The organism is Flavobacterium sp. ov086 (genome assembly GCF_900187965.1).
Classification (GTDB): Bacteria; Bacteroidota; Bacteroidia; order Flavobacteriales; family Flavobacteriaceae; genus Flavobacterium.
In genome coordinates, this window is the sequence record NZ_FZNL01000022.1 from 1 (window position 1) to 12,432 (window position 12,432).

At 33.3% G+C, this 12,432-nt stretch carries 11 protein-coding genes; 1 reads left to right on the forward strand and 10 read right to left on the reverse strand.

Translation table 11 applies throughout. From position 1 onward, the window contains the following. Positions 1–287, forward strand: a 287-nt coding sequence (locus tag CHB81_RS20460) for an IS3 family transposase (protein ID WP_141130429.1), incomplete at its 5' end; no start/stop codon positions are given. Positions 288–355: 68 nt separating this feature from the next. On the opposite strand, the gene CHB81_RS20465 is transcribed toward CHB81_RS20460, so the two are convergent. The 10 genes from CHB81_RS20465 to CHB81_RS20510 all read right to left on the reverse strand — a co-directional run bounded on the left by CHB81_RS20465 (position 356) and on the right by CHB81_RS20510 (position 12,391). Next, on the reverse strand, positions 356–637 hold the full coding sequence (locus CHB81_RS20465) for a F0F1 ATP synthase subunit epsilon (RefSeq protein ID WP_089353700.1): 282 nt from the start codon (positions 635–637) through the stop codon (positions 356–358). Between the two features lie 172 nt (positions 638–809). After that, positions 810–2,321: a F0F1 ATP synthase subunit beta gene (gene atpD, locus CHB81_RS20470; RefSeq protein WP_089353701.1), complete on the reverse strand. Its 1,512-nt coding sequence runs from the start codon at positions 2,319–2,321 to the stop codon at positions 810–812. Positions 2,322–2,556: 235 nt separating this feature from the next. Continuing rightward, positions 2,557–4,113 (reverse strand): SGNH/GDSL hydrolase family protein, encoded by a 1,557-nt coding sequence (locus tag CHB81_RS20475; protein WP_089353702.1) that lies wholly within the window; start codon positions 4,111–4,113, stop codon positions 2,557–2,559. 85 nt (positions 4,114–4,198) lie between these two features. Further along, positions 4,199–7,042 carry a TonB-dependent receptor gene (locus CHB81_RS20480; RefSeq protein ID WP_089353703.1) on the reverse strand — a complete coding sequence of 948 codons (2,844 nt, stop codon included), beginning with the start codon at positions 7,040–7,042 and terminating at the stop codon, positions 4,199–4,201. Between the two features lie 303 nt (positions 7,043–7,345). Further along, positions 7,346–8,041, reverse strand: a complete 696-nt coding sequence (locus CHB81_RS20485) for a hypothetical protein (RefSeq protein ID WP_254921198.1) — start codon at positions 8,039–8,041, stop codon at positions 7,346–7,348. Between the two features lie 2 nt (positions 8,042–8,043). After that, positions 8,044–8,784: a hypothetical protein gene (locus CHB81_RS27190; RefSeq protein ID WP_254921199.1), complete on the reverse strand. Its 741-nt coding sequence runs from the start codon at positions 8,782–8,784 to the stop codon at positions 8,044–8,046. 19 nt (positions 8,785–8,803) lie between these two features. Then, on the reverse strand, positions 8,804–9,736 hold the full coding sequence (locus tag CHB81_RS20495) for a hypothetical protein (protein ID WP_141130433.1): 933 nt from the start codon (positions 9,734–9,736) through the stop codon (positions 8,804–8,806). Between the two features lie 10 nt (positions 9,737–9,746). Then, positions 9,747–10,685 (reverse strand): hypothetical protein, encoded by a 939-nt coding sequence (locus tag CHB81_RS20500; RefSeq protein WP_089353705.1) that lies wholly within the window; start codon positions 10,683–10,685, stop codon positions 9,747–9,749. Positions 10,686–10,740: 55 nt separating this feature from the next. Next, positions 10,741–11,541: a tail fiber protein gene (locus tag CHB81_RS20505; RefSeq protein WP_254921200.1), complete on the reverse strand. Its 801-nt coding sequence runs from the start codon at positions 11,539–11,541 to the stop codon at positions 10,741–10,743. 421 nt (positions 11,542–11,962) lie between these two features. After that, positions 11,963–12,391 carry a hypothetical protein gene (locus tag CHB81_RS20510; RefSeq protein WP_089353706.1) on the reverse strand — a complete coding sequence of 143 codons (429 nt, stop codon included), beginning with the start codon at positions 12,389–12,391 and terminating at the stop codon, positions 11,963–11,965. Positions 12,392–12,432: the final 41 nt, after the last annotated feature.

Sequence of the window (12,432 nt, forward strand, 5' to 3'; positions counted from 1 at the left end):
CAGACCAAGGCTGGCAATACCAAATGAATCATTACCAACTTTTATTAAAACAAAAAGGAATCAAACAAAGCATGTCAAGAAAAGGAAACTGCCTAGATAATGCAATTATTGAAAACTTCTTTGGAATATTAAAATCTGAAATGTTTTATACCCAAAAATTTAAATCAATAGAACAATTAAAAAAAGAAATTAATAAGTATATAATATATTACAATAACGAAAGAATTAAATCAAATTTAAACAAAATGAGCCCGATAAAATATCGAGCTCATTATTATCAAACTTAATTATAAATTTGTCTAAACTTTTGGGTGCAGTCTATAGTGAATGGCTTTTTATTTATTTTAGAATTGTCTTAGTCAACTAATACAATAATTTTATTGTCTTTCATTTCGATAGTACCTGACGTGATCTCTAATGTATAGGTTTGATCATTTACTTTCGTGAATTTACTCGCTACATCTTTAGAAAAATTGAAACTTGACGCTGCAATTTTAATAGTTCCTTTTTCTAGAATAGAAACAATAGGAGCATGGTGATTCAATATTTGAAAGCTTCCATCAACTCCAGGTAATGTAACTGATGTTACTTGCCCTGAAAATAATTTTGCTTCTGGTGATACTATTTCTAAAATCATCTTTTTTTTGAGTTAGAAGTTATTTGTTAAAGGTTAGAAGTTGCAAACAAAGCGTTCACTTATAATCTCAAACTTTTAACTTTATTTTTATGCTTCCAAATTATAAAAATTCCAAATCCCAATTTTGGAATTTGGAATTTTTATTTTTTGTTATTTATCAAGCTTCGCTTGATTATGCTTCAGCTAACATTTTTTCTCCAGCTTCGATCGCATCCTGAATAGAACCTTTCAAGTTGAAAGCTGCTTCCGGAAGGTGATCTAATTCACCGTCGATAATCATGTTGAATCCTTTGATAGTATCTTTAATATCAACCAATACTCCAGGAATACCTGTAAATTGCTCCGCTACGTGGAATGGCTGAGACAAGAAACGTTGAACACGACGTGCTCTTGATACAGATAATTTATCTTCTTCAGATAACTCTTCCATACCTAGGATCGCAATGATATCTTGTAATTGTTTGTATTTTTGAAGAATCTCTTTTACTCTTTGTGCACAGTCATAATGCTCTGCCCCTAAGATTTGAGGAGTCAAAATTCTTGAAGTAGAATCTAACGGGTCAACCGCTGGATAAATACCTAACTCAGCAATTTTACGAGACAATACTGTTGTTGCATCTAAGTGAGCAAACGTTGTTGCCGGTGCCGGGTCAGTTAAGTCATCCGCAGGAACGTAAACCGCTTGTACAGATGTAATAGATCCTTTGTTTGTAGATGTAATACGCTCTTGCATTGCTCCCATCTCTGTTGCCAGAGTTGGTTGGTATCCTACTGCAGAAGGCATACGTCCTAAAAGCGCTGATACCTCAGAACCTGCTTGTGTAAAACGGAAGATGTTATCAACGAAAAACAATACGTCTTTACCTTGATCAGTTCCAGCTCCATCACGGAAATACTCAGCGATAGATAATCCTGAAAGTGCTACACGAGCACGAGCTCCAGGAGGCTCATTCATTTGTCCGAAAACGAAAGTAGCTTTAGACTCTCTCATTCCTGGCATATCTACTTTAGATAAATCCCATCCTCCATTTTCCATAGAGTGCATGAAATCATCACCGTATTTAATAATTCCTGACTCTAACATCTCACGAAGCAAGTCATTTCCTTCACGTGTTCTTTCTCCTACTCCTGCGAATACTGAAAGTCCACCGTGACCTTTTGCGATATTGTTGATCAACTCCTGAATCAATACTGTTTTACCAACACCTGCACCACCAAACAATCCAATTTTACCTCCTTTTGCATAAGGCTCGATCAAATCGATTACTTTAATACCTGTGAATAAAACTTCTGATGAAGTTGACAAATCTTCAAATTTAGGCGCTGGTCTGTGAATAGACAAACCGTTTTCTCCTGTTTTTGGCAAGTTTCCTAAACCATCAATTGCATCTCCAATTACATTAAATAATCTTCCGTATACATCCGGACCGATTGGCATTTGGATTGGATTTCCTGTTCCAACAACTTCATATCCTCTTGACAAACCGTCTGTAGAGTCCATAGAAATGGTACGAACAGTGTTTTCTCCAATGTGAGATTGCACTTCTAGAACTAATAATGTTCCGTCTTTTTTAGTGATTTCTAGTGAATCATAAATTTTTGGAAGTTCAACATCCTTACCGTTGAAAACTACGTCAACTACTGGTCCAATGATTTGAGCAACTTTTCCTATTACTTTTGACATTACTTATGTATTTATTAAATAGCTATTTAGGTTTATCGAAAATACCTCTTTTTTCAGAGCGCAAAGATAATTTTTTAAAATATAAAATCAATATTTTTTTTATAAAAAATGCTATGATTTTGTTTGATTCCTAAAACTCAGGCTCCAAATACAGAAAAAAGCATTTTTTATCAAAATAAAAAAAAGCCACTACATTTTAGAAACGCGTGGCTTTCTTACTAAAAAAAATTTGGCTTTACGGTAATACTGCAGGAAACAAAACCTGATATTTACTTACATCTACACCTTTAAGGTTTGATCCGTATTTTACATTAATTGCTTCTATAAATTTATTCGCAATTAAAGCGTATCCTCTTGGAGAAGGATGAATTCCATCTACAGAAAAAGCCGCTCCGGTTACAAATGTAGAAGTCAAAGTGACATTATTAGCCGTTATTCCACCTGGCTCACCTAATTTATTCATAATTGTTTTTGCGTCAACAAATGCTAAATTGTTCGCATCAGATGCTGCTTTAATTGTTGCATTATAAGCATTAGTAGCCACTTCAATCTCTGCTACCTCGCTTGGCAATAATACATATCTGTCAGGCAATGGAAAAGTAATCCCTAATTGTGCCAAAGATGGTGAAGGCGAAGCAACCCCATCAATCGCTACCGATGGAACTTTACCAATTCTTGCAGAAGCACTTAAACAAATCAAATCAGTTGGCTGCGTTTGTCTAGCTCTTCCAAAAATCTGTCCTAACACTGTAGCAGTCGTAGCATCTAATCCGCCACCCATTAATACCGCTTTTAAACTTGCAGACAAATCAGGTAAATTTTCATCCACCATAATCATCGGGTTATTTCCGGTTGCAGACAATAGTTTGATTCTATCTCCCTGACCTAAAAAAGTTAATGCACCATGTATAGGACCGTATAATTGAGCATTTAATGTATTAACCAAATTAACTCCTCCAACAGTCAAATTAGCCTGAGTTAATTGATTATAAGCTATAACATGAAAATAAGGAAGCGCTGTTACAACAGGCAAATTAGCTACAACACCTTTTTTTCCACCAGCCACAAGCTGACCAACTAAAGCCTTGTAAGCTCCGTCAAAAGTAGCAGGAGGTGTTAAAGGATTTACGGCAGGATCTCCACCGGCTGTTGCATAACCCAATTCATCATTTCCACCTATCCATAAGGAGAAAAAAGTAGGATTCTGACTTAGAGCATCCGCTAAAACTGTTGTAGTTGCACTTGAAGCAAAACGAGCAAAATAAGGATTTGCCGTTCCCACAGCTACTCCTGCAGGATTACCATAACCAGGCGCAAGCAAGTGAAAACTTTTAGCTCCCGGCACTCCTAAATTATTAAAAGATCCTGACAAATGCGCTGTAACTTCAGTTGTTGGCTTTCCACTTACAGCATCAACACTTGAAGCAGGATGCTCTGGCGTTATAACATTATTAAAATACAATCGAGGGCCGGCAATAACATTTCCTCCCAACAATAAACCTCCTATATTATCATTTGCAAAAGGAGTTTTAAATTCTCCCCCACCTACTAAAGCAAATTGTTGTGCTAATAAATTTGGATACGCTCCTTCTTGCCCTTTAACAAATAAAGCATTCCCACTAAATCCTGCTGCAAAAGAATCTCCTAATGCAACATATTTAGAAAAATTAGCAGAACCGGAAGTCAAAGGCAATCCATCAGACGAATCTACTACAGTTGTAGCGTTGTCATCACTATTACAGGCTCCAAAGGTCAACGAAACCAATAAAAGCCATTTGAAATTTTTTATCATAATTTATATATTTTAAAATTATCACTTTCTAAATCCTTCTTAAAGAAAAGTAAATAACATATTTGTTTTATCTGAGATTTTGCAATTACGGATTGATTGTCCAAGAAGCAAAATATTGCTGACCAATAGCTCCTGCTCCAATTACCTGAGTATATTCTTTTCCTCCGATATTTGCTGCCCCTAATTTGAAAACAGATTTCATTACCGGCACCGCATAATTAATTTGCGCATCAATTACTGTAGCCGATTTAATTAAACCATCTGCAAAACTAGATTGCCACATGTATTCACTATTCCATCTTCCGCTTACATTGAATCCGAAGTTTTTGAATAATTTATCATTTCCAAGAGATGCTTTAATTCTGTGTTTTGGTGTATTAAAACCGGCTTCAAAACTTGGATCTTTTGCCTGATCAAAATCAAATTGAGCATAGTTATAGTTCAATCCCAATTCAAAATCAGCAATAATTTTTCTCGAAAGTCCAACTCCAAAACCAAGTGAATGAATTTCCACATCTGAGTTCGTATACAATTGATATGCTCTGTATTCTCCGTTTTGAATTGCACGTACAGATTGAAAACCAGCATCTCCTGTTGGTGGAGGACCACCTGGTGTACCTAAATTAGGACTATCCTGGGCTGTTCCATAAAAAGTAGAAATAACATTAAGATTTCCAATAAAATCATTGTAAATATTATAATATCCATTAATGTCTATCGACGTACCTTCAAAAATAGAACGATATCCTAACTCAAAAGCTTTCACTTTTTCAGGCTGCACCAAATTAGCTTTTGCTTTTTTCAACAATGCCGCTGCCGTATATGGATTAGAACCTGCCGCTGCCGCAAAAGCAGTTACCGAACTTGCAACATAAGAGTTGTCATAAGCATCATAACCATTCATATCTTTTGTAGCTTTCCCGCTATACGCTTGCCCCTCTGCACTAAGGTTAAAAGTTTCACTAAATCTTCCTAAGTTATCAGGAGCTGAACCTAACAATACAGCATTTCCAATATTGAAACCTATGTATTGATCTTGCGTTGATGGATTTCTGAAACCCGTTTGAAAAGATGCTCTAAAATTATGATTCTTCTTTTCTCCTCCAGAATACACAAGCGCCAATCTAGGAGAGAAGTTCCCGTCGAAATTTTTTGATTTATCATAACGAATAGATCCTGTGAATTTTAACCTATCATCCATGAATTTCTTTGCCAATTGTGTATAAGCTCCATATTCATTATAATTAATAGGACCATTAGCATCTGTATAAATTCTTCCATGAGAATTCAATTCATACAATCTAAAAGAACCTCCAACCTGAATTTCAGCAAATTTTATCATGTCTTTGAAGTTATAATTGGCATCTGAATGATAAATTCGTGAATTATCAACAAGTTTAGAACCTGTCAATACACTTTCATCAGCAATTACCTGATTGAAGGCATTTTTAAATGCTGCTGATCCCGGTAAAAAACGTCCTGTATCTGCTGTACTTCTTGCGATCGAATGCGCTTGTTCTGGAGTAGCTCCGCCTAAAGTAGACTGAATATATGCTCCTGCATATTGACCAAACCATGTTTTATCATCTTTCCATTTTCTATCTACATTGATTCCTGTAAATACCATATCATAAGATTGCCCTCCATCTTCTGATGTTGTATATCCTCTTAAAAAGAAATTTTTCCCTTTAAATTCTAATTTATGTTGTTGCATTGCAAAGTTGTTCAGATAATATCTGTTTGCTCCCTGATAAACAGCATTACCAAAACCAAATTTACTTTGCCAGATAATTTCTAATCTTTCATCTCCAAAAGGTCTTCCATGAAACGAAAAATCTATTTTTGTATTACCCGCTTTATTATCTGTAAGATCTGTTTCATCATAACCCGTTCTACTAACATTAGTACTTGGCAATAAATTTACAGCTGCAGCAGGAATCAATCCCAAACTCGCTAATGATTGCCCTACACCTTTTAGATTTGTAGAAACTTCATCACCATAAACATTTATTCCATCATAATTTGGATTACTTCTATCGATTCCGGCAGTCGTTTTATCATTATAATCTGTTGCATACCAATCAGTAGCTTCCATATAAGTAAAATTAGCTTTAACGGCAATATATTTATTAAAAGCATATGCCATTCTAATTCCAAAATCATAATACAAATTGTTACCGGCTGCATTTTGAGACGTTTGTCCCATTTTTAAATAGGTAGAAATACCTTGACTTGTAAACGGGCTTTTACTATTCATAAACAAAATTCCATTAAAAGCATTTGCCCCATACAAAGCAGATGATGCTCCAGGCAATAACTCCACACTCTGAACATCAATTTCAGAAACCCCAATCATGTTTCCAAGCACAAAATTCAACAATGGAGATGAGTTATCCATTCCATCAACCAATTGCATAAAACGTGTATTTGCTACAGTAGCAAATCCTCTGGTATTAACAGATTTAAAGGTCATACTACTGGTATTCATCTGTACCTCTTTCATGTTTTCCATACCGTCATAAAAAGAAGGTGAAGCAGTTTTTTTGATGTCCTGAATTCCCATTCTTTCAATAGTAACCGGAGATTCTAAAACTCGCTCCGGAGTTCTTGAAGCAGAAACCACAATTTCGTCCAGTTTGTTTTCTTCATCTTTCAAAACCACATCTATCTTTTGAGTAGTCGATGTAACATTTACTGTTTTAGAACCAAATCCCACAGCCGATACTTTAATCGTAAATGGCGGTTTAGTGGAAGTCGTTAATTTAAATGTCCCGTCAAAATCAGTAGAAGTACCACTGTGATCTCCTACAATAACAATGTTGGCACCCGGAATAGCTTGTTTGTTACCATCGGTAACAGAACCAGTAATTGTATTCTGCGCAAAAGATATTCCGCTGAAAAACAACATAATTAGCAAATACAGTCTCATGTTAGGTTTGTTTTTGGTTAGTTTATATAGCCAAAATACAAATATTTTTAATATTAATAAAAAAACGTTAAAAAAAATTAATATTCAGCATGTTTTTTGCCAGTATTTTAACTATTCGTCAGTTAGTTTTATTAAATTAAAATCAAACATTAAACACACAATGGCCAATTTACTATGCATACATATTATTTTTAAGAAAAAAAATGATGATTTAATAAAAATACATGCGCAAGAAAAAAAATTTGACAATAAAAAAAAGCGAGACATAAATCTCGCTTTTTTAACATTTGCGCACTTCTTTTACTATTTTGTATTTACTTCTACTTTTTCCAGTCTGTTTTGTAAATCGATTAACAGCTTATTTTGCTCAATTGCATAAAGTGTTAACTCTTCTATTTTTTGCAACAACTTTGCATTCATTTCTCCCAGATTTATTCCATTTGCTAAAACTTCTTTTTCACTTGGAATATTTTCCAAATGTCCTTTTTCTGCAATATGGTTTTCAACTTCTTCAAGAGTTGGTAGCTTGTATTGTTTTTTAAAGACAAAATCGGACCAATCGTTCATATCAACTTTAACTTCTTTTGAATGGATTATTCCGTTTACGTCTAACTTGTTTGCTGGGTTTATTTTGCCAATACCAACATTGCCATTTTCACTAGCCATTATGATTTCTCTCCATACTCCCCATTGCGAATCCAAAGGAAACCCACTTCTATAAAACATACCTCCTTCATTTAGGTTTAATTGATAATTTTTACCCCCTGTATTATCATTATTAATCCATGGCGAAAGAGTTAAATTAGCAGAAAACACACCCTTACCAGGTACACCAATAACATTTCTATACTTAAAATCAGCCCTTAAATCACGATAAGAAAAATTTGGCAAATCATTTATAGATCTTGTATCGTTTATAGATAGCGAAGTTGAAATCTGAGCAGAAATGTCACCAATAAAACCTAATAAAATAATTAAGGTTAATGTATTTTTTTTCATATTTATTTTGTTTTTAATATTATAATATCTTTCTTCATTTCAATCACATACAAAGTTAATTCTTCGATTTTCTGCAACAACTTAGCATTCATTTCGCCAAGATTAATCCCATTTTTCAAAACTTCTTCTTCACTTGGTATATTTTCCAAATGACCTTTTTCTGCGATATGGTTTTCAACTTCTTCAAGCGTTGGTAGCTTGTATTCTTTTTTGAAAACAAAATCAGACCAGCCATTCACATCAACTTTAACTTCTCTTGAGTGAATTGTTCCGTTTACATCTAATTTATTTTTTGGATTTGAAGTTCCTACTCCAAAATTACCATTCAGAATATAACTGTTACCTGTTCCTGCTATTTTTAAATTACCTACAGATTCTACATCGCTTTTTGAATCCAAAAGATAACGCCAACTTTCCCAAGTAGTTTGTCCATAAAATGAAGTTCTGTATAATATTCTACTACCATTCCAAGTATTATCAAAATACAATTGCGAAATTAAATGACTTGACTTGCCATATATTTCTAACAAAGATCCGTAATTAGAGGGAGCGCCAGCACCTCCATAATTATCCCAAAGTTTTAAAGACATTGGACTAACTCCAGCTCTGGGAACACTATTAAAATCTTTCTGTTCTGTTGCCCATGCTAAACTTTTAGCTCCTAAATTCCCATCAAATGTTTGACTATGAACTAACTTATTACCGGCAATTAAAATAACGAGAATAAATATTATCTTTTTCATTTTTCTATATCAGTTTAAATTAATTCTTAGCTCCAAAATCACTTTCAAGAATAGTTTTAAAAGACTTATTATCCTCTTTTAATATCTTAGTCTCCTTTATCAGTTCTTCTATTTTTTTATTTTGATCAATTACATAAAGCGTTAGTTCTTCTATTTTTTGTAACAACTTAGCGTTCATTTCTCCAAGATTAATTCCGTTTTTTAGAACATCTTCTTCACTTGGAATATTCTCCAAATGCCCTTTTTCGGTAATATGTTTCTCAACTTCTTGAAGTGTTGGCAAATTGTATTCTTTTTTGAAAACAAAATCCGCCCAACCTGTAGCTTGCACTTTTACTTCTCGTGCTCCAATTGATCCTTCAACCGCCAGTTTATGAGTTCCTGTTGTTATTGTTCCAATACCAACATTACCATTACCTAAAATTCTCATTTTTTCTGTTTGACCTGTCGAATGTAATTCTTGCGTAAAAAATTGCATTCCGTATGTATTATAACCACTAATTTGGGTAATTGTTCTTATAGAAGTCCCAAAAGTATTATAGCTTCCTAGAGCTATAGAATGAGCAATCATAATAGAAGATTCATTATCAACGTTTGAGGAATTTCTAACTAAGATATTTCCTCCTTTAACTTCTAGTTTTGCAAGTGGAGTTATTGTCCCAATACCTACGTTTTTATCAGTACCAAATGTTATAACCGAATTAAGCCCATAATTTATATCAAGATATGCAGCACCTGCAATATCTCTTGCGGTAAAATCCCACAATCCACCAGTATGTCCATAAGGACGTAACGATAAACGAATAATTTCACCTGCGGTATTTGCAGGCGCTTCTTGTTTACCTATTTTTAAATTTGTATCGAAATTAACACTCCCACTTGGAGGAACATTATTTTGAGAAAAAACATTTGGCATCCCAACAAGGATAAATAACAATACAAGCTTATTCATGGTCTTTTTTTTATTTTATTTTTTGTTCAATCTGATATAATCTTTCAGAAATAGATGTAAGAGTTTTATTTTCAAAACTTAACCTTTCAATTTGCTTGTTTGACTTTTCAATTTCTTCCGATTGTATGATATTTTTCTTTTCCTGTTCAATTACATACAAAGTCAATTCTTCGATTTTTCGCAATAACTTAGCATTCATTTCGCCCAGATTAATGCCGTTTTTTAAAACCTCTTCTTCACTTGGAATATTCTCTAAATGCCCTTTTTCGTTAGTATGTTTTTCAACTTCTTGAAGTGTTGGCAAATTGTATTCTTTTTTGAAAACAAAATCTGCCCAGCCTGTTGCCAACACTTTTACTTCTCGTGCTCCGATTGACCCTTCAACCGCCAGTTTATGAGTTCCAGTTGTAATTGTTCCAATACCAACACTACCACCAATTGGATTAATTATAATGTTCTTTTGACCAATACCACCTTTAATAGCTTGTATATAAGAATATTCACTCTCTGTATTTACTCCAATATTAATTCCTAATCTATAAACTGCACCATCATGTATAGAAATACCATCTGAACTCGATACGCCTTTGCTTGTTGGTACTTTAACTTCAAATGTATTTAATGGAGATGGCGAGTTAATACCTACATTACCACCATTTAAAAGGATTTTATCCGTCCCATTTTCAACTGTAATATTAAAACTGCTTAAATCATAACCTAAACCAATCCAAGATTTTCTTGTTCCCACACTATTCAAGTATTGAGTATAAAGCCATCTATCATCTGTAGTTTGCAAAGCCAAAATAGCGTCATTAGAACTTTTAATGTGTAACGGAGATATAGGCGTTGCTCCAGCACCAATACTAGTATTTCCAGATGTAGGAAATATATTTTGCCCAAAATTTAATTGTGTAATTAAGACCAATGCGAAAAACATAATTTTATTCATAATTTAAATTTTATCGGATTACTTCAATACTTTTTATACTGTGTTTTTAACATGTTTATTTACTATTTAAAACCGTCATTTCTAACTTACTCATCTTTTCAATTAAACCTCTAAACACTTCGTTCTGACTTTTTAAATCTTTTATATCTTTATCTTGCTCAATCACATAAAGTGTCAATTCTTCAATCTTCTGCAAAAGTTTAATATTCATTTCAGACAGGTTAATTCCTTCTTTACGCATTTCTTCTGCAGAAGCAATTTCGGGCAAATGTTTATTCTCTTTTATGAATTTATCTAAGAAATCTAATGACTGTAAGTTGTAATCATTTTCAAAAACAAAGTCTGCTCCGGCACCTACGGTTACTTTTACTTCGCGAGAGTTAATGCTTCCTGCAACGGTAAGTTTTTCTGTTGGATTTGTTGTACCAATACCTACATTGCCATTCGCCAAAATATTTACACTTGAATTACTAAAAGATGGTAACGGCGAACAAACAATCCACCAATCTGTACCGGTACTTTTATACTTATCAAACTCAGCCTCACTTATAACTACTGAACTATAAACACTAAAACTATTTGCTTCAAACGTCTGATCAAAATAATTGCCTTTTACAGCTGCTTGAGGGTGCCAAAGCGAATTAATTTGCTTGTTAGCATTATATTCCAGAGTATTAATACCATCCCATTTTATCATCATAATTGATAAACTTTTACCTGGGTTCCTGGCAGCTACTATTGCATATCCTGTAGCTCTGGCATTTTGTTGCTGGGTAGATGCGATTGTCTGCGCATTTGCACTCATCATAGAGACTAGTACAAGAATAGAAACAAGAGTTTTGTTGATTTTTTTCATAGCTATTTAAATTAAATATCATCTAAAGCTTAGATAATTCAGTATTCCAAAGCCTTTTGGCTCTATGTTATTATTACTCTTCTCTGTTCCTGTGCAAATTCTTTTGTATACTCAAATGCAAAACATTCAATATTCTAAAAAGTGCAGAATAAACAAAGGAGTAAAAAGCCAATCCTTTTTTATAAATACCAAGTTTAATCTATTTCTTACAAATATATAATTATAAACCAAATCTTACGCAATTACAAGTTAAATAAAACAATAATTGTCTAAAAAAAAGCGAGACTTAGATCTCGCTTTCTTTATAAAATTTAACCCCTATAGATTCATCTTGATATCATTTATCTTTTGTTTACGTATAGTTTTCTAAATCATTTTGCGTAATTCTGCTCTGCTCATCATAAATTTACTTTTCGCGTGACTAATCTTTCTTTTTACTAATATACGCCAACACTTCAACAAACAACAAACCCATTAATGTAAAACCAATTTGTCCGTTAGCCATTTTCAACAATTTAAAACAGATAAAGAAAGAAGCAAATGGATAAATAAAAATCAAAACATCTAAAAAAGGTACATTTTTTTTGGATTCATATTCCTCTATTATCATTCTATACTTATCGTTTTTTAAAAAATAATAAAAGTTAAAAAACAAAATAATTGTTACAATTAAATATATTCTATTGAGACCTACACCCTCAATTGAAATATCGAAAACCAACAAGATCGACCCTACATTTAAAAACAATAATGCGGAGAGAAAAATAATAGTTGGGATCTCAGGGAATAAATCATTTACTTTTGAGGTTGACTTATACATTTTGTAAAAAACGTAATCAAAAATTTTCATCTTATTTATATTTTATTTGGCAAACGAAAGGATTCGCACGA

Bases quoted from the DNA above. Each gene is read 5' to 3' on its own strand.
- CHB81_RS27190 (WP_254921199.1), bottom strand. From the start codon at position 8,784: ATGAAAAAGATAATATTTATTCTCGTTATTTTAATTGCCGGTAATAAG.
- atpD (WP_089353701.1), bottom strand. From the start codon at position 2,321: ATGTCAAAAGTAATAGGAAAAGTTGCTCAAATCATTGGACCAGTAGTT.
- CHB81_RS20510 (WP_089353706.1), bottom strand. From the start codon at position 12,391: ATGAAAATTTTTGATTACGTTTTTTACAAAATGTATAAGTCAACCTCA.
- CHB81_RS20465 (WP_089353700.1), bottom strand. From the start codon at position 637: ATGATTTTAGAAATAGTATCACCAGAAGCAAAATTATTTTCAGGGCAA.
- CHB81_RS20505 (WP_254921200.1), bottom strand. From the start codon at position 11,541: ATGAAAAAAATCAACAAAACTCTTGTTTCTATTCTTGTACTAGTCTCT.
- CHB81_RS20485 (WP_254921198.1), bottom strand. From the start codon at position 8,041: ATGAAAAAAAATACATTAACCTTAATTATTTTATTAGGTTTTATTGGT.
- CHB81_RS20500 (WP_089353705.1), bottom strand. From the start codon at position 10,685: ATGAATAAAATTATGTTTTTCGCATTGGTCTTAATTACACAATTAAAT.
- CHB81_RS20495 (WP_141130433.1), bottom strand. From the start codon at position 9,736: ATGAATAAGCTTGTATTGTTATTTATCCTTGTTGGGATGCCAAATGTT.
- CHB81_RS20475 (WP_089353702.1), bottom strand. From the start codon at position 4,113: ATGATAAAAAATTTCAAATGGCTTTTATTGGTTTCGTTGACCTTTGGA.
- CHB81_RS20480 (WP_089353703.1), bottom strand. From the start codon at position 7,042: ATGAGACTGTATTTGCTAATTATGTTGTTTTTCAGCGGAATATCTTTT.